This window comes from Pantoea sp. FN0305, assembly GCF_050113845.1.
GTDB lineage: Bacteria > Pseudomonadota > Gammaproteobacteria > Enterobacterales > Enterobacteriaceae > Mixta > Mixta alhagi.
This window is the reverse complement of sequence record NZ_JBNJSN010000002.1, coordinates 430,329-447,646: the sequence shown is the minus strand read 5'-3', so window position 1 is coordinate 447,646 and position 17,318 is coordinate 430,329. Positions and strand designations below refer to the sequence as shown.

Annotated in this window: 15 protein-coding genes; 3 read left to right on the top strand and 12 right to left on the bottom strand. The window is 52.2% G+C overall.

Annotated elements, in window-relative coordinates; translation table 11 throughout:
* The first annotated feature begins 97 nt into the window (after positions 1–97).
* Positions 98–910 (top strand): envelope biogenesis factor ElyC, encoded by an 813-nt coding sequence (elyC, locus tag ACQE3Y_RS06180; RefSeq protein ID WP_426981090.1) that lies wholly within the window; start codon positions 98–100, stop codon positions 908–910.
* Between the two features lie 84 nt (positions 911–994).
* On the opposite strand, the gene kdsB is transcribed toward elyC, so the two are convergent.
* From kdsB to ACQE3Y_RS06120, 12 genes are all read right to left on the bottom strand, one after another.
* Complete coding sequence (kdsB, locus tag ACQE3Y_RS06175) at positions 995–1,741, bottom strand: 3-deoxy-manno-octulosonate cytidylyltransferase (RefSeq protein WP_250652269.1); 747 nt, start codon at positions 1,739–1,741, stop codon at positions 995–997.
* The gene (locus ACQE3Y_RS06170) at positions 1,738–1,920 is read right to left on the bottom strand and encodes a Trm112 family protein (protein WP_038627028.1); all 183 of its coding nucleotides are present in this window, start codon (positions 1,918–1,920) and stop codon (positions 1,738–1,740) included. Before ACQE3Y_RS06170 ends, kdsB begins: the two co-directional genes overlap by 4 nt.
* A gap of 68 nt (positions 1,921–1,988) precedes the next feature.
* The gene (locus ACQE3Y_RS06165) at positions 1,989–3,209 is read right to left on the bottom strand and encodes a winged helix-turn-helix domain-containing protein (RefSeq protein ID WP_426981089.1); all 1,221 of its coding nucleotides are present in this window, start codon (positions 3,207–3,209) and stop codon (positions 1,989–1,991) included.
* Positions 3,210–3,270: 61 nt separating this feature from the next.
* Positions 3,271–4,245 carry a tetraacyldisaccharide 4'-kinase gene (gene lpxK, locus ACQE3Y_RS06160; protein WP_250652267.1) on the bottom strand — a complete coding sequence of 325 codons (975 nt, stop codon included), beginning with the start codon at positions 4,243–4,245 and terminating at the stop codon, positions 3,271–3,273.
* Positions 4,242–5,990 carry a lipid A ABC transporter ATP-binding protein/permease MsbA gene (gene msbA / locus ACQE3Y_RS06155; RefSeq protein ID WP_426981088.1) on the bottom strand — a complete coding sequence of 583 codons (1,749 nt, stop codon included), beginning with the start codon at positions 5,988–5,990 and terminating at the stop codon, positions 4,242–4,244. The genes lpxK and msbA overlap by 4 nt, the downstream gene beginning before the upstream one ends.
* A gap of 35 nt (positions 5,991–6,025) precedes the next feature.
* Entirely contained in the window at positions 6,026–8,287 is a 2,262-nt protein-coding gene (locus ACQE3Y_RS06150; RefSeq protein ID WP_426981087.1) for a ComEC family protein, read from the bottom strand.
* Between the two features lie 206 nt (positions 8,288–8,493).
* Positions 8,494–8,778 (bottom strand): integration host factor subunit beta, encoded by a 285-nt coding sequence (gene ihfB / locus ACQE3Y_RS06145; RefSeq protein WP_038627039.1) that lies wholly within the window; start codon positions 8,776–8,778, stop codon positions 8,494–8,496.
* 87 nt (positions 8,779–8,865) lie between these two features.
* Complete coding sequence (gene rpsA, locus ACQE3Y_RS06140; protein ID WP_085067418.1) at positions 8,866–10,539, bottom strand: 30S ribosomal protein S1; 1,674 nt, start codon at positions 10,537–10,539, stop codon at positions 8,866–8,868.
* Positions 10,540–10,656: 117 nt separating this feature from the next.
* Positions 10,657–11,340: a (d)CMP kinase gene (gene cmk / locus ACQE3Y_RS06135; protein ID WP_085067419.1), complete on the bottom strand. Its 684-nt coding sequence runs from the start codon at positions 11,338–11,340 to the stop codon at positions 10,657–10,659.
* A 202-nt stretch (positions 11,341–11,542) separates the two neighbouring features.
* On the bottom strand, positions 11,543–12,829 hold the full coding sequence (gene aroA / locus ACQE3Y_RS06130; RefSeq protein ID WP_426974237.1) for a 3-phosphoshikimate 1-carboxyvinyltransferase: 1,287 nt from the start codon (positions 12,827–12,829) through the stop codon (positions 11,543–11,545).
* A 78-nt stretch (positions 12,830–12,907) separates the two neighbouring features.
* Complete coding sequence (serC, locus tag ACQE3Y_RS06125) at positions 12,908–13,993, bottom strand: 3-phosphoserine/phosphohydroxythreonine transaminase (RefSeq protein ID WP_426981086.1); 1,086 nt, start codon at positions 13,991–13,993, stop codon at positions 12,908–12,910.
* Positions 13,994–14,071: 78 nt separating this feature from the next.
* Positions 14,072–14,314 (bottom strand): hypothetical protein, encoded by a 243-nt coding sequence (locus tag ACQE3Y_RS06120; RefSeq protein ID WP_426981085.1) that lies wholly within the window; start codon positions 14,312–14,314, stop codon positions 14,072–14,074.
* Here ACQE3Y_RS06120 and ycaO point away from each other — a divergent pair.
* Both ycaO and focA read left to right on the top strand, forming a co-directional pair.
* Complete coding sequence (gene ycaO, locus ACQE3Y_RS06115) at positions 14,306–16,063, top strand: 30S ribosomal protein S12 methylthiotransferase accessory factor YcaO (RefSeq protein ID WP_426981084.1); 1,758 nt, start codon at positions 14,306–14,308, stop codon at positions 16,061–16,063. The genes ACQE3Y_RS06120 and ycaO overlap by 9 nt on opposite strands.
* Before the next feature lie 343 nt (positions 16,064–16,406).
* The gene (focA, locus tag ACQE3Y_RS06110; protein ID WP_426974233.1) at positions 16,407–17,264 is read left to right on the top strand and encodes a formate transporter FocA; all 858 of its coding nucleotides are present in this window, start codon (positions 16,407–16,409) and stop codon (positions 17,262–17,264) included.
* Positions 17,265–17,318 lie beyond the last annotated feature (54 nt).

The following is a 17,318-nucleotide window of genomic DNA, read 5'->3' as shown; positions in this document are numbered from 1 at the left end:
AGGGCGCCTATTTTGTCATACCCCGCCGCAGAATGAACCTTTGATGCAGAGTCTGGCTATCAGATGATGTTTTTTCGGACAAAAGGAATCGGTATTCATGCTTTTTACTTTAAAAAAAATAGTTGGCGGGCTGTTGCTGCCTTTGCCTTTGCTGCTTTTGTTAATGGCGGTCGGGCTTTTGCTGCTTTGGTTCTCACGCTGGCAAAAAAGCGGGAAAATCTTTGTTTCCGTCGCGTGGATTATGCTTTTTTCTCTGAGCCTGCAGCCGATAGCGGATAGTTTGCTGCGTCCGCTGGAGCAGCGTTATCCCACCTATAATCAAACCGATCCCGTGGAGTTTATTGTGGTGCTTGGCGGCGGCTATACCTGGAATCCAGCCTGGGCGCCGAGCTCCAATCTGATTGGCAACAGCCTGCCCCGCGTAACTGAGGGCGTAAGGCAATGGCGAATGCACCCTGGCGCTAAGATGATTTTTACCGGCGCGCACGCGTTATCCAATCCCGTCAGCAATGCCGAAGTCGCCGCCCGGGTCGCGCGCTCTTTGGGAGTGCCGTCGGCGGATATCATTCAACTCGACCAGCCACGGGATACGGATGATGAGGCGCTGGCGGTGAAACAGATCGTGGCACAGCGCCCTTTTCTGTTAGTGACCTCTGCCAATCATATGCCGCGCGCCATGACGTTTTTCCATCATCAGGGCCTGATGCCAATTGCCGCACCGGCAAATCAGATGGCGATCGATTCGCCGCTAAACTGGTGGGAGAAAGCGTTGCCAGCGCCGCTGTGGCTAAGCCATAGCGAACGTGCGGTCTATGAAAGGCTGGGCGCGCTGTGGCAGAGTCTGAATGGGAAAACCGCCGGGGATGGCACGATATCGCAGGCTGCGCCTTTAGCGGATAAGCGGGAGTAGAGAGCGAAAACGCCTGTGTCAGGCGCGGAAAGGCAAAACAAAGGGAGAAACCTGAAGGAGACTCCCTTCGCTGGCAACGTCTGTTTAGCGTAACGCCTCGCGAACGCGAGCCAGATCTTCAGCCGTGTCAACGCCTGCGGCTGGCGTTGTCGCTGCGACATCGACATGGATCTTTTCGCCGTACCAGAGTACGCGCAGCTGCTCCAGCAGTTCGATCTGTTCCAGTTCGCTGGGCTCCCAGCTTACGTAGCGACGAATAAAACCGGCCCGGTAGGCATAAATACCGATATGACGCAGCAGGCTGCCGCCAATAGTGTCACGCGACTGCGCAAAGCGCTCACGATCCCAGGGAATGGTAGCGCGAGAAAAATAGAGCGCATATCCCCGCGCATCGCGGACTACTTTCACCGCATTGGGATTAAAGGCTTCCTCAGCATCGGTAATTGGCACCGCCAGCGTTGCCATGCCCGCCTCGGACTCAGCCAGATTTTCAGCAACCTGACGAATAATTTCAGGCGGAATCAATGGCTCATCGCCCTGCACGTTCACAATGATGGTGTCATCGGCAAACTGATACTGTTCGATCACTTCAGCCAGCCGCTCGGTACCCGATTGATGATCGGGCCGTGTCAGGCAAACTTCGCCGCCTGCCGCGGTAACTGCCGCCGCCACGTCGGGATGATCGGTGGCAACAATAACGCGATCTGCGCCCGACTGCAGCGCTCGCTCCATCACATGCACCACCATCGGTTTACCGTGAATATCAACCAGCGGTTTACCGGGTAAACGTGTTGATGCAAAACGAGCCGGAATGATGGCGACAAAACTCATGGATGTATCTCATCTGCAGAGAGCGTACGGGCTTCGTTTTCCAGCAGCACCGGAATGCCGTCGCGCACCGGATATGCCAGGCCATCTGGTTTGCAGATAAGTTCCTGCTGCTCTTTGTTGTAGTAGAGCTTGCCGTTACAGACCGGACAAGCAACGATTTCAAGTAAACGGTGATCCATGTTTCCTCCGTAATGCACCGAAGCCTCAGGATGGCAAGCATAACACAGCCGCTGAATGGGCGATAATGTCACGCTTGCGTCGTTAGCGGCCAGTGGGTTCCCATGAGCTGTAACAGCTTATCGGGCCCTTTTTCTATTCTGACCTGCTCAGCGCCCTGCCAGCGGGCAAAGCGATCGATAGCTTTACGCATGTCATTCACCAGGCCTGCGCCAACCCGGGTTTTGTCTTCCAGCCATACGTTCTTAATCTGTAAGCAACGCTCGCGGCGTAACATTTTCGCATCCAGCCGGGCCTTGAGTGCGCCACGATGCAGTAACGGCAAGGTAAAATAACCATAAAGGCGCTTTGCTTCAGGCGTATAGCACTCCAGCCGATAATTAAAATCAAATAGCGCCAGTGCGCGGCGTCGATCCCAGACCACAGGATCAAAAGGAGAGAGAATAGCCGTATGGGTGGCTTTCAGCGGCTTTTCTAATAATGCCGCACTCTCATGATGCAGCCACATCTCGCCCATATCTTCCACCGTTACCGCGACGATAAAGCCCTCTTCCTGCCAGCGTGGCATCAGCTCTTTTAACGCAACGCGTTTCAGGCGGTAATAGTCCGGTAACCACTCGGCGCGAAACAGCCCCAGGCTCCGGGCGCTGTTGCGTAACATCTGTTCCCGGGCATCTTTTTCGCTAAGCATATGCAATGCATCATCCCATTCCGGTAGCACCCGTTGCCGCAGATCATAAATACGCTGAAAATTTTGTCGGCCAGTAACCATCAGCTCCCCGGCGGTAAACAGATTTTCCAGATGTCGCTTATGCGGCTTCCACGCCCACCAGCCTGGCTGATGTCCGGGCGTCGTGGCAAAATCAGCAGAACGTACCGGGCCGTGGGTGGCGATATGTTGAAGCAGGTTCGCCACTTCATCAGCATGTTGCCTCATCCATTCAGCGCTGTATTTCCAGCCCATTTTTTCTGGTTGCAGCATTCGGTGGCGCAATAAGGGGTAATCTTCAGCAGGAATAAAACAGGCTTCATGCGCCCAGTATTCAAACAGACTGCCGGAAGCCAGAGCCTGCTCCAGCCAGATGGCAGGATAATCGCCCAGGCGGCTAAACAGGACCAGATAAGGACTACGCGCGACGACATGAATGGTATCGATTTGCAGCAGCGACATGCGCCGAATTATTGCCAGCAAATCGTTGTAGGTGGCCTGACGTGCAGGTGGATGCAGCAACCCTTGCGCAGCAAGATGCAGGTTACGGGCAGTCTGGCGGGAAAGAGAAACGGGTGCCATCAGCTTTTCCTTTCATTCGGATAGCACCAGTTTAGTGGCTCTGCTCAACGCTGTTAAACCGCTAACGGCACAGCGCGATAATTTTTTGCAGTAGTGGCTCTGCCGTCGTGGAGAAATGCGCTCTAACCGGCAAATACCACCAGTTCTCATGAGCGAAAGCCCGGCACTTTACCGCATCCTTTTCCGTCATGATCAAGGGTTCATTGTTCGGAGTCAGCGCTGTCAGGCTCGCTTCGCTGTAGGCCTGATGATCGGCAAAAGGGATGGCCTGGATAACCTCAACCCCATGCTGACGCAGCGTAGAGAAAAAGCGCGGCGGATGTCCGATACCCGCCATCGCCACCACCGGCGATAAGGCTGCTGCCTGACGGCTGGCCCCGGTCTTCAGGTTTATCGCTTCGCCCGGCTGAAGCGTCATTGACAGCTCGCCTTGCCTGGCCTCTCCACCGTTAATAATCACGGCATCCACCTGTTGCAACCGGCTGGCGCGCTCACGCATCGGGCCGGCAGGTAACCACCAGCCGTTGCCGAAGCGCCTTTCGCCATCGACCACAACAATTTCCATATCGCGTGCCAGCGCATAATGCTGTAAACCATCATCAGTCACGATCAGATCCAGCGGACCGGCGGCGAGCAAGGCTTTAACCGCATCACTGCGTACCGGCGCGACGGCAACCGGGGCACCGGTACGCTGAGCGATCAGTACTGGCTCATCGCCCGCTTCCAGCGTCGAGGTTGCAGCGTTCAGCAGTAGCGGATAACGCTCGGCCTTGCCGCCATAGCCACGTGAGACTACGCCGACGCGCAGCCCCCGCTGCTGCAGTTGCTCCACCAGCCAGATAACCACCGGCGTTTTACCGTTACCGCCTGCAGTGAGATTCCCCACCACTACCACCGGAACCGGCGCACGCCAGGCGTGACGCAGGCCAAGGCGATAGCTCAGCCGGATAAGGCTGGCGATCAGCCCATACAGCAGGCTGAACGGCAACAGCAGCAAATAGAGCGCCGAGCGACCGCTCCAGATACGCTCAATCATTGACCAAACTGCATCTTATGCAGCTGCGCATAGGCGCCCCGCTGGCTAAGCAATTCATCATGCGTGCCGCGCTCAATAATCTGTCCATCCTCAACCACCACGATTTCATCAGCTTTTTCGATAGTGGAGAGGCGGTGCGCGATAACCAGCGAAGTACGGTTTTTCTGCAGTTCATCCAGCGCGGTCTGGATAGCACGTTCAGATTCGGTATCCAGTGCCGAAGTCGCCTCGTCAAGAATCAGGATCGGGCTGTCACGCAGCAGCGCGCGAGCTATGGCGATACGCTGACGCTGTCCGCCGGAAAGCAGAACGCCGTTCTCACCAATAACGGTATCCAGGCCGTTATCCATTTTGCGGATAAAGTCCATGGCATGTGCCATTTCGGCGGCCTTTTCGATCTCCTGGCGGTTATAGACGTCGTTTCGCGCGTAGGCGATGTTGTTAGCAATGGTATCGTTAAACAGATGAACATTTTGCGAGACCAGCGCAACCTGATTACGCAGAGAGCGCAGAGTATATTCACGCAGATCGTGACCATCCATCAGGATCTCCCCCTGCTGGATATCGTAAAAACGCGTCAGCAGGCTGGCGATGGTCGATTTACCCGAGCCGGAACGTCCGACCAGCGCCACGGTTTTACCTGCCGGGATGGTCAGATTGATATTACGCAGTGCCGGGAGATCGCGACCTGGGTAGCAGAACGTAACGTTACGGAATTCGATATCCCCTTTCGCTCGTTCAACTTCACGCTTGCCGGTATCCACTTCCTGCTCGCTATCAAGAATAGAGAACAGCGTCTGACAGGCGGCCATGCCGCGTTGAAACTGAGCATTCACATTGGTTAATGACTTTAACGGACGCATCAGCGCAATCATTGAAGAAAAGACCACGGTGATGGTGCCTGCCGTCAGGGTATCCATTACGCTGGGGAAGCTGGCGGCATAAAGCACAAAAGCCAGCGCCAGAGAAGCGATCAGCTGAATGATAGGGTCGGAAATAGATGAAGCAGAAACCAGCTTCATTCCCTGATGACGCATGCGGTTGCTGACTTTATCAAAACGCTCCGCTTCCACATCCTGACCACCGAAAATCAGTACTTCTTTGTGCCCTTTCAGCATCTGCTCAGCGCTGGTGGTTACCTGCCCCATGGTGTTCTGCATATTTTTACTGATGCTGCGAAAACGTTTGGAGACGGTACGAATCGCTATAGAAACAATCGGTGCGAGCACAATCAGGATCAGCGACAGCTGCCAGCTGTAGTAAAACATCATGATAAACAGGCCGATAATCGACGCGCCTTCGCGTACTACGGTAACCAGAGCGCTGGAAGAAGAAGAGGCAACCTGTTCAGAATCATAGGTTATACGCGACAGCAGTGTCCCGGTGGACTGCTGATCGAAAAAGGAGACCGGCATTCCCATCATATGATTGAATAAGCGACGACGCATATTCATGACAACATTGCCGGAAACCCATGAAATACAGTAGCTTGAAATATAACTCGAGACGCCGCGAATCAACATCAGGCCGATTACCGCCAACGGCATCCATATTAAGACCGACTTATCGGCCTTACCAAAGCCTTCATCCAGTAAAGGTTTCAGCAATGACAGCATAAGGGTATCGCCTGCCGCGTTGATGATAAGCGCTACGGCTGCCGCAATCAGTCCCGCTTTATGCGGTGCGATCATCGGCCAAAGGCGACGAAAAGTCTGCCATGTTGAGAGATCTTTATCTTGATGCATTATTTAACCAGCATTGTTTGAAATAGCCGCTCATTTTACCTGGATTCGCTCTGTACGCCAAACCACTGATGATACCAGCGGGGCATTATTTGTTCTCTTAACCCCTTGACTTGCCATCCATCATGATAAAAACCCACGCTAAGCTGCCCGGAACGCGAAGTATCGCGCCAGTAATAGCCATTTTTACGATAGCGCCCGATAACCTGAACCGAAGGCAAACGCCAGGTGTTATAACGCGCCACCGAAGCAAGCGCCACGCTTCCCTTAACATTGCGTAACAGCGCTGCGGTCGATGAGGTCTTGCTGCCATGATGCGGCACCTGAATAATATCGGCCTGTAGCGCCAGACGATCGCGTCGCAGTAGCGCTTTTTCCGCAGCCGCTTCCACGTCGCCCGTCAACAGTACCCGGTAGCGTCCATCATCAATCCGCACCACACAAGAGTCATTATTATTGCCATGCTCGCTTGTCGCCAGCGGCCACAGTACATCAAAAGTCAACTGCTGCCATTGCCAGCGCGTTCCCGCAATACAGGGTTGATGTCCTGGCAAGGTAAGCGCGCTACGTACCACTGCCCCAGGCCAGGCCTGCTGCATATCAGCTAATCCCCCCATATGATCGAGGTGCTGATGGCTGATAATGATTTCATCCACCGACAGACCGTGCCAGTTTAACCATGGCAACAGAGTTTGCCGGGCGGCGCTTCCTCCAGGCCAGCGATTGCCGGTGTCATACACCAGCGCGTGTCCATTTTGCGAGATAACAATTGCCAGGCCATGACCAATGTCGAGCATATCCAGCCGCCACTCAGGCTCAACACGGGTGATATGCCACAGCGCGGGCAGACAGCAGGTAGCAATTAACGCCGCCGGCGCGCGTCGCCACCATCCCAGACGAAAAGCGATAAAAAGTAGCCAGATGATAAAGCTGGCGATCAGCGCCTTTTTCCCCAGCCATAGCCATCCCTCCGGCAAAAGGGTTAAGAGATAAAAGGTTAGCGCAAGAGAGCGATCGGCCATCCACCAAAGCGGAAAGGCAAGCCAGCTGGCGGGCATCACCATCGCCAACAACAAGGCCGGCACCGTGATAAAAGAGACCACGGGTATAGCCAGCAGATTAGCTGGCAGAGAGGACAAACTTACGCCATGAAAGATATAAATCTGAATGGGGACCAGTAACAGCAACATCCCCAACTGCAAATGCATGAGTTGCAGAAGCATCCAGCGCTTGCGCCAGCGCCAGCGGGCAGGCAATGGAAACCACTGAAACCAAAACAGCAAAATGGCTACCGCCACGGCCGAAAGCCAAAAGCTGTCCGACAGAACCGCCATGGGATCAACAAACAGGATCCCGCCCACGCAGATCAGCCAAATTTGCCAGCTGCTGCAGTTGATCGCCTGAAAGCGCACCAGCGTCCATAGTGTTAACGCACTCATGGCCCTTATAGCCGGTGGGCTATTGCCTGCCAGCCAACAGTAGATTGCGGCGACGCACAGGCTGAACGATAGCGGCAACGCATAGCCTATGCGCCATGTCGGCAACAAATATTGTAAGGCTCTGGCCGCCAGCCATCCCAGCGAGGCAGCCAGACTGATATGCATACCGGAAATGGCCATTAAATGCGCAATTCCGGTATCCCTCAACAGAGCGCGGGTGTCAGCATTAACCTCTTGCCGATCGCCAAAGAGCAAGGCAGTCATTACACCGTGCCAGGGCAGATGCTGATATTGCTGCTGAGCATGGTTCATCAGGCGCTGACGCCATGAACAGTCGCTACTGAGCAATCTGGCAGCCAGCAGTCTGCCCTGTAGCGGCGTATGATTAGCCAGAGCGAATCGCTGGGCGTCAAAACCCCCTTCGTTTAAGCGCGCATGTACCGGGCGCAGACGCAGCGTCATTTCCCAACGTTGCCCCATACACCATTTCTGCTGAAACTTATCTGCTGTTACGCTGGCATAAACCGGGGGAAATATCCGCTGATTATCATACTCAACTATTTTTACCTTTAGCTGTGCCTTATCATGCCGAACCTGAGCGATCTCTGCGGGTACCTTAATGATCCCTTCAGTTAATTTAGCGAGCGGTTCCGTGGCCTGGCGCGCGGCCAGTAATGCCCAGACCATTAATATCCCAGCGGTTGCCATATAGCGTAACGCCCGCTGCGGCAGCATGAAAAACGCCAGCGCTGCAATTAGCATACAGACCAGGCTGTTATGTTCCGGCAACTGCGCCAAAAACAGCAGGGGCAATGTCGCGAGCGTGGCTAATAAAGCCAGCACATGGAGAGAATATGGCATGGTTTCATCCTTATAAACGAAGGATGAGTATGCCGAATTGACAGGCTACGCACAGCGGAAAGCTGGCATTGCTGAAAGCAATGACGCAAAGAAATTCCTGGGTTTACAAAGGTTGTCGGCTCGCTGTGAACATGCGCGCATTCACTGAATCGAAAGCAAAAAAAAACGACACAACGTGTCGTTTTTTTATATATCGTCATTTTACTTTAGCCGTAAATGTTCGCTCGATCGCGCAATTCTTTACCGGGTTTAAAATGGGGAACGTATTTACCTTCCAGTTCCACCTTATCACCAGTTTTAGGATTGCGGCCAACGCGCGGCGCACGGTAATGCAAAGAGAAACTGCCAAACCCCCGGATTTCGATGCGTTCACCCTGAGCCAACGTAGTGGCCATATGCTCAAGCATCTCTTTTACCGCATCCTCTACGGCTTTCGCCGGGATATGAGTTTGCTGGGCCGCAAGTCTTTCAATAAGTTCTGACTTGGTCATTAATCCTCCGGTTAATCCCTGTGGGAATGGTCTGACAGCTTGCTACAGGAACCGGGCGCCCAAAGGCGACCCGGAGCCTGAAGACGATTATTCGCCTTTAGCTGCTTTGAATGCTTCAGCCATAGCGTTAGAGAAGTTGCTCTCTTCCTGTTTGTTGTTAACAGTAGCGATAGCATCTTTTTCGTCAGCTTCGTCTTTAGCACGTACAGACAGGCTTACAACACGGTTTTTACGATCAACGCCAGTGAATTTCGCTTCAACGTCATCACCAACATTCAGAACCTGAGTTGCGTCTTCGATACGGTCGCGAGAAGCTTCAGAAGCGCGCAGGTAGCCTTCAACGCCGTCTGCTAATTCAACTGTAGCACCTTTAGCGTCAACTGCAGTTACTTTACCAGTAACAATTGCACCTTTCTTGTTCAGAGAGATGTAGTTGTTGAACGGGTCTTCTGCCAGCTGCTTAACGCCCAGGGAGATACGCTCGCGCTCTGCGTCAACCTGCAGAACAACAGCGGCGATTTCGTCACCTTTTTTGTACTCACGAACCGCTTCTTCACCAGTCGCGTTCCAGGAGATGTCAGACAGGTGAACCAGACCGTCGATGCCGCCTTCCAGGCCGATGAAGATACCGAAGTCAGTGATTGACTTGATTTTACCTTCAACACGGTCGCCCTTGTTATGGGTTTCCGCAAACTGCTGCCATGGGTTGGATTTGCACTGTTTCAGGCCCAGAGAGATACGACGACGTTCTTCGTCGATATCCAGAACCATCACTTCTACCACGTCGCCAACGTTAACAACTTTGGACGGGTGGATGTTTTTGTTGGTCCAGTCCATTTCAGACACGTGTACCAGGCCTTCAACGCCTTCTTCGATTTCAACGAAGCAGCCGTAGTCAGTCAGGTTGGTCACGCGACCGGTCAGTTTAGTCCCTTCCGGATAACGTTTAGCGATAGCTACCCACGGATCTTCGCCCAGCTGTTTCAGGCCCAGAGACACACGGGTACGCTCGCGATCGAACTTCAGCACCTTAACGGTGATTTCGTCGCCAACATTGACGATTTCGCTCGGATGCTTAACGCGTTTCCACGCCATGTCAGTGATGTGCAGCAGGCCGTCAACGCCGCCCAGGTCAACGAAGGCGCCGTAGTCAGTGAGGTTCTTAACGATACCTTTGACTTCCATGCCTTCCTGCAGGTTTTCCAGCAGCTGGTCGCGTTCTGCGCTGTTTTCAGATTCGATAACGGCACGACGAGAAACAACAACGTTGTTGCGCTTCTGATCCAGCTTGATTACTTTGAACTCAAGCTCTTTGCCTTCCAGGTGCAGCGTATCGCGCACTGGACGCACGTCAACCAGAGAACCTGGCAGGAACGCACGAATACCGTTCAGCTCAACAGTGAAGCCGCCCTTGACTTTGCCGTTGATCACGCCAGTTACAGTTGCAGCTTCTTCGTAAGCTTTTTCCAGCATCAGCCATGCTTCGTGACGCTTCGCTTTCTCACGAGACAGCAGGGTTTCACCGAAGCCGTCTTCTACTGCATCCAGAGCAACGTCAACTTCGTCACCAACCTGGATTTCAATCTCGCCCTGGGCGTTCTTGAACTGCTCAGCCGGAATGGCGGACTCAGATTTCAGACCGGCGTCAACCAGTACGATATCTTTGTCGATAGCAACAACAACACCGCGAACGATGGAACCCGGGCGGGTTTCGATTTCTTTCAGGGATTCTTCAAACAGTTGAGCAAAAGATTCAGTCATATTTAATCTTTAGATAGGTAAATTTAACGTCCACCTGACTTCCTGCCGGATGGGGTTGTTTAACATGCCTGATGACGTTCCTTATCACCAGGTTATTACATCTGTTCAGCCGCCAGCCTACGATAATGCCAGTTTTTCACGGGCATAATTGAGCGCGGTATCAATCACCTGCTCAATACTCATGCTGGTTGAATCCAACACTAGCGCATCTTGCGCGGGTACCAGCGGCGCAATAGCTCGGTTACGGTCACGCTCGTCGCGCTCCTTTATCTCGGCTAAAAGGCGTTCAAAGTTAACACTAAAGCCCTTCTCCTGCAACTGTAGCATACGACGGTGTGCACGCTCTTCGGAGCTGGCGTCCAGAAAAATTTTTACTGGCGCATCGGGGAAAACCACCGTGCCCATATCACGACCGTCGGCAATCAGGCCTGGCGCATCGCGAAACGCACGTTGACGACGCAATAACGCCTCACGTACCCGAGGAAAGGCCGCCACTTTCGAGGCCGTATTGCTCACTTCCTGCGTACGGATTTCACCCGTTACATCTTCGCCTTCTAGAATGACCGCCATTTCCCCATCGGTAGAGATAAAGCGCACATCTAAATGCGCGGCGATAGGCACCAGCGCCTCTTCTGATTCGATATCTACCTGATGATGAAGCGCTGCCAACGCTAATACGCGATAAATAGCACCAGAATCAAGCAGATGCCACTGCAGCGCCTCAGCCATTGCCTTGCAGAGCGTGCCTTTGCCCGCGCCGCTTGGACCATCAATGGTAATTACCGGGGCTGTTGCCGTCATTTTATTCTCCTGTCGCTGCTGGTCGTTCTTATTGCTACCTGCATTCATAAGTCGCGGCATATTATACGCTGCAATCATTAAGAACGTTATCTTTAAGGACAGACAGGCACCAAATAATCTTCTTTTTAGGAACTTCCGCTCACAGATAAAATAACGTAACGGTTCAGCCGCCACCGCTTAAATCTGCGCTGACGGCCTTTTTTCAGGCTAAGGTGCTGATAGCCGCCAGACGTTCAAAGTAGTCCGGAAAAGTTTTTGCCGTACATTTTGGATCAAGGATGGTAACGGCAGTATCAGAGAGCGCTACCAGCGAGAAACACATCGCCATGCGGTGATCGTTATAGGTGCCGATGTGTGCTGAAGTAAGATGTTGCGGAGGTGTAATACGGATAAAGTCATGGCCCTCTTCTACTTCAGCGCCGACTTTACGTAGTTCGGTAGCCATCGCAGATAACCGATCGGTTTCTTTCACCCGCCAGTTATAGATATTGCGTAATACCGTTGTGCCCTCAGCAAATAACGCCGCAGTAGCAATGGTCATTGCCGCATCGGGGATATGGTTCATATCCAGATCCACAGCCTGTAATTTATCACGTGTACAGGCAATATAATCATCACCCCACTCGATTTTAGCGCCCATTTTTTCCAGCACGTCAGCAAAACGGATATCGCCCTGTACGCTATTACGCCCCACGCCGGTAACGCGCACCGTACCGCCTTTTATCGCGGCGGCGGCAAGAAAGTAAGAGGCAGAAGAGGCATCGCCTTCCACCAGATAGTTGCCGGGTGAGATATAACGCTGCTGCCCACGAATCGAGAAGCGTTGGTAATTACTGTTTTCTACCCTGACGCCAAAGGTATTCATCAGATGCAGCGTAATATCAATATAGGGTTTTGATACCAGCTCGCCTTTGATCACAATATGGGTGTCCTGCGCTGCCAGCGGCGCAGCCATCAGCAGAGCCGTTAAAAACTGGCTTGAGACGCTGCCATCTACGCTCACTTCGCCGCCGACGAAACCGCCATGAATATGTACCGGCGGATAGTCGTTCTGCTCGAGATAATCAATTTGCGCGCCGCCCTGACGCAGCGCATCAACCAGGTGACCGATGGGGCGCTCTTTCATGCGTGGCTCGCCGGTCAGAACAATGTCATTGCTGCCCAGGCAGAGCGCCGCAGCCAGTGGACGCATAGCGGTTCCGGCGTTGCCCAGGAACAGCTCCAGCGCCTTTTCCGCTTTTAGCGGCCCGCCGACGCCGTTAACTTCACAGACGGTACGATCTGCTGACAGCTTATAGCCAACGCCTAAAGCGCCAAGCGCATTAAGCATATGTTTAACGTCATCGCTGTCCAGGAGATTAGTCAGGCGTGTCGTTCCCTGAGCCAGCGCAGCCAGCAGTAAGGCGCGGTTAGAAACGCTTTTTGAGCCAGGCAAATTTACCGTGCCGTCAACGCGGACTATAGGTTGTAGTGTCAGGGATTCCTGCATGTGAAAACTTCTCTCCGTAAAGCCAGTACAAGAAAACCTCGTGCCAGGACAAGGTTTGTAGAAAATATGAAACCGGGATCAGCCGTGCCGACGTTCGAAATCAATCATGAAATCGGTGAGGACTTTTACGCCTTCCAGCGGCATAGCGTTATAGATAGACGCGCGCATTCCGCCGACAACGCGATGCCCTTTCAAAGCATGCAGCCCGGCGGCAAAAGATTCTTCAAGGAAAAGTTTATCCAGCTCGGCATCAGCCAGCTGGAAAGGCACATTCATCCGTGAACGGTTGCTGACGGCAACGTCATTGCGATAGAAATCACTACGGTCAATAACGCCATACAGCAAATCGGCTTTGGCCTGGTTGATTTTATCCATTTCGCTGATGCCGCCATGCTCTTTCAGCCATTTAAATACCAGACCAGAAAGGTACCAGGCAAAAGTCGGCGGGGTATTGTACATAGAATCATTGTCCGCCAGCGCTTTATAATTCAGCACGCTGGGCAGCGCCTGCTGGGCGCTGCCCAGCAGATCGTCACGTACAATGACCAGCGTCAGCCCGGCAGGGCCAATATTTTTCTGCGCTCCGGCGTAGATAACGCCGTAACGACTGATATCCAGTGGACGAGAAAGAATGGTGGAAGAGAGATCGGCCACTACGATTTTATCGCCAAAATCAGGTTGTTCATCAATGGCAAGGCCATCGATGGTTTCATTTGGGCAGAAATGAACATACGCAGCCTCATCGCTTAATGCCCATTCGCGCATAGGCAGTAAAGCGCGCTTGCCATCAACCTGAATCTTCGCGTCAATCACGTTAGGCGTACAGTATTTTTGTGCTTCCTGAACAGCGCTATGCGCCCAGTAGCCGCCGTCGATATAGTCTGCGGTTTTGGCCGCGCCCAACAGATTCATCGGCACTGCGGCAAACTGCGCGCGTGCGCCGCCCTGACAGAATAAAACTTTATAGTTATCGGGGATTTTCAGCAGATCGCGCAGATCTTTTTCTGCTTCTTCTGCAACCTGAATAAACTCCTTGCTGCGATGGCTGATCTCCATCACGGAAGTGCCCAATCCATTCCAGTTGCAAAGCTCTTGTTCTGCACGGCGAAGCACTTCTACCGGCAGCATTGCCGGACCGGAGCTAAAATTATAAATCTGCGTCATTTCCCGTCACCACTGTCAGATCTGTTGATTATGAATAGGCTATCGGTTTTATCACTGCCTTCAGCATGCTGCAAACATTTATCCGGGCGCGATCACATTTTCCAGTGGCCTGCCGCAACAGCTTGTATGGCGAAAGCAAAGCAGCACGATATTTTGTGAGGTTCCGCGCTGAGTGAAATTATTGAACCAGTAAGAAAATGGTAATTTTGCCATAATAGCAGCGACGAAATCGCTGTCCGCCAATAGCGCCAGCGCCGGAAAGTACGTATCATTGCGCGCTTTACGCTCAACCAACATCATATAGTAGGCTACATGACTCAAACCTTTATCCCCGGCAAAGACGCCGCGCTGGAAGATTCCATTACCCGCTTCCAACAGAAGCTGCAGGACTTTGGTTTCAATATTGAAGAGGCCTCCTGGCTGAATCCCGTGCCCCACGTCTGGTCGGTGCATATTCGTGACCGCGATTGCCCGCTTTGCTTTACGAATGGTAAAGGCGCAAGTAAGAAAGCTGCGCTGGCCTCCGCGTTGGGTGAGTATTTTGAACGCTTGTCGACAAACTATTTCTTCGCTGATTTTTGGTTAGGCGAGACGATTGCTAACGGCGAGTTTGTTCATTATCCCAATGAAAAATGGTTCCCGCTGCCGGATGATGACAGCCTGCCGGAAGGTATCTTGGATCCGCGCCTGCGTGAGTTTTACGATCCGGAAAATGAGCTGAGCGCCAGCGATCTTATCGATTTGCAGTCGGGTAATGCCGAGCGCGGGATCTGTGCCCTGCCCTTTACCCGTCAATCTGACGAGCGGACGGTGTACATTCCGATGAATATCATTGGCAACCTGTATGTCTCTAACGGCATGTCCGCGGGCAATACGCGTAATGAAGCACGCGTACAGGGCCTCTCGGAAGTGTTTGAACGTTATGTGAAGAACCGCATTATTGCAGAAGCGATCAGTCTGCCGGCGATCCCGCAGAATGTCCTGGATCGCTATCCGGGCGTTGTTGAAGCCATCAATAGTCTGGAAGCAGAAGGTTTCCCAATTTTTGCTTATGACGCCTCGTTAGGCGGCAAATATCCGGTTATTTGTGTTGTGTTATTTAATCCGACCAACGGCACCTGCTTCGCTTCATTCGGTGCTCATCCAGATTTTGGCGTGGCGCTGGAGCGTACCGTAACAGAGCTGCTGCAGGGTCGCAGCCTGAAGGATCTGGATGTTTTTACTCCGCCGACTTTCGATGATGAAGAGGTGGCGGAACATGCCAACCTGGAGACGCACTTTATCGATTCCAGCGGTTCAATCTCATGGGATTTGTTCAAAGAAGAGTCTGACTATCCGTTTGTAGACTGGCGCTTTGACGGCAGCACAGAACAAGAATTCGCGACGCTGATGGCTATTTTCAAGGCTGAAGATAAAGAAGTCTATATTGCGGATTATGAGCATCTGGATGTTTACGCCTGTCGCATCATTGTTCCGGGCATGTCTGATATTTATCCGGCGGAAGATCTGCTGCTGGCAAATAACAATATGGGCGCAGGCCTGCGTGAAACGGTGTTAGCGTTGCCTGGCAGTCAATGGAATCAAGCAGATTATCTGGCGCTGATCGAGCAGTTAGATGAAGAAGGACATGATGATTTTACTCGCGTCCGTGAGCTGCTTGGCCTGGCTACCGGTAAAGATAATGGTTGGTATACCCTGCGTATCGGCGAGCTAAAAGCGATGCTGGCTCTGGCCGGCGGCGATCTTGATCAGGCGTTAATCTGGACTGAGTGGACAATGGAGTTTAATGGTTCAGTCTTCTCTGCTGAACGCGCTAACTACTATCGCTGCCTGCAAACGCTCCTGCTGCTTTCCCAAGAAGAAGAGCGCGACCCGACCCAGTATTATCATGCCTTTGTCAGGATGTATGGTGCTGAGGCTGTTGAAGCCGCTTCTGCCGCTATCAACGGTGAGATGCCTTTCTATGGTCTGCAGCCTGTTGATCTTGATCTGCAGGCGTTCCCTGCTCATCAGGCTCTGCTGGCTGCTTATGAAAAGTTGCAGCAGGCCAAGCGTAATAACTGGAAATAAATAGCCCTGTTTTTCTGGAATCGAAGCCAGCTGATGAACCCAGCTGGCTTTTTAGTTAGCGCAATGTTGCCAATCGGTTATTTTAAATTTCAACTTACTAACATTTAATGAGTAATATTTTTTATATAACCATTTCGCATTGTGCATTAAATGCCTAATTCAATTTTAAATGCATAATTTAAAATAAATTTTATTATTAATTATCAGCAACATAGATAGAAAAACCGCGTATTTATTGCGACTAATCCTTTTCAGCCACTCGGCTAATATGATCTAAATCAATTTTCACTAAATACTCCTTTGTTAGTATCTCTACGACAATATTTCATGGGAGTACGTTAGTGTGAATGCTGACAACCCTTTCAATTTATTATTGCCGCAGGCAATGGCGAAAGTCGCTGAAGAAGCGGGCGTTTATAAAGCCACAAAACATCCTTTAATTACCTTTTTTTTGGCCATTAACGCAGGCGTATTTATTTCCATTGCCTTCGTTTTTTATATTACCGCAACAACAGGCACGGCTGATATTCCTTATGGCCTGGCGAAACTGGTTGGCGGCCTCTGTTTTTCGCTGGGACTTATGCTGGTCGTGGTGTGCGGTGCAGATCTGTTTACTTCAACCGTTTTAATTGTTGTGGCGAAAGCCAGCGGACGCATTAGCTGGGGTCAACTGGCTCGCAACTGGATAAACGTTTATATCGGTAACCTGTTTGGCGCGCTGTTTTTTGTCGGCCTTATCTGGTTTTCCGGCGAGCATGAAGTGGCTAACGGCGCGTGGGGATTGAATGTCTTACAAACCGCCGACCATAAAATGCATCACTCTTTCATTGAGGCTGTCTGCCTCGGTACGTTGGCTAACTTAATGGTTTGCCTGGCCATCTGGATGAGCTACTCAGGCCGCAGCCTGACAGACAAGATGCTTGCCATGGCCCTGCCCGTCGCGATGTTCGTTGCCTGCGGTTTCGAGCACAGCATCGCCAATATGTTCATGATTCCAATGGCAATCGTTATTCATGATTTTGCATCACCGGCGTTTTGGCAGGCAACGGGCGCAACGGCCGCACAGTTTCCAAACCTGACGCTGAGCCATTTCATCATGGATAACCTGATCCCCGTCACCATTGGCAACATTATCGGTGGTGGGCTGCTGGTAGGGTTAACCTACTGGGTTATTTATCTGCGCGGCAACGGTGCGCACTAGCAGTAACAGCATAACGAATTCGAGCCGACAGAGAATTTTCTGTTGGCTCCAAAA

What these genes read in the sequence shown, in the direction of transcription:
- elyC (WP_426981090.1), top strand. Translation starts at nt 98, where the DNA reads ATGCTTTTTACTTTAAAAAAAATAGTTGGCGGGCTGTTGCTGCCTTTG.
- kdsB (WP_250652269.1), bottom strand. Translation starts at nt 1,741, where the DNA reads ATGAGTTTTGTCGCCATCATTCCGGCTCGTTTTGCATCAACACGTTTA.
- ACQE3Y_RS06170 (WP_038627028.1), bottom strand. Translation starts at nt 1,920, where the DNA reads ATGGATCACCGTTTACTTGAAATCGTTGCTTGTCCGGTCTGTAACGGC.
- ACQE3Y_RS06165 (WP_426981089.1), bottom strand. Translation starts at nt 3,209, where the DNA reads ATGGCACCCGTTTCTCTTTCCCGCCAGACTGCCCGTAACCTGCATCTT.
- lpxK (WP_250652267.1), bottom strand. Translation starts at nt 4,245, where the DNA reads ATGATTGAGCGTATCTGGAGCGGTCGCTCGGCGCTCTATTTGCTGCTG.
- msbA (WP_426981088.1), bottom strand. Translation starts at nt 5,990, where the DNA reads ATGCATCAAGATAAAGATCTCTCAACATGGCAGACTTTTCGTCGCCTT.
- ACQE3Y_RS06150 (WP_426981087.1), bottom strand. Translation starts at nt 8,287, where the DNA reads ATGCCATATTCTCTCCATGTGCTGGCTTTATTAGCCACGCTCGCGACA.
- ihfB (WP_038627039.1), bottom strand. Translation starts at nt 8,778, where the DNA reads ATGACCAAGTCAGAACTTATTGAAAGACTTGCGGCCCAGCAAACTCAT.
- rpsA (WP_085067418.1), bottom strand. Translation starts at nt 10,539, where the DNA reads ATGACTGAATCTTTTGCTCAACTGTTTGAAGAATCCCTGAAAGAAATC.
- cmk (WP_085067419.1), bottom strand. Translation starts at nt 11,340, where the DNA reads ATGACGGCAACAGCCCCGGTAATTACCATTGATGGTCCAAGCGGCGCG.
- aroA (WP_426974237.1), bottom strand. Translation starts at nt 12,829, where the DNA reads ATGCAGGAATCCCTGACACTACAACCTATAGTCCGCGTTGACGGCACG.
- serC (WP_426981086.1), bottom strand. Translation starts at nt 13,993, where the DNA reads ATGACGCAGATTTATAATTTTAGCTCCGGTCCGGCAATGCTGCCGGTA.
- ycaO (WP_426981084.1), top strand. Translation starts at nt 14,306, where the DNA reads ATGACTCAAACCTTTATCCCCGGCAAAGACGCCGCGCTGGAAGATTCC.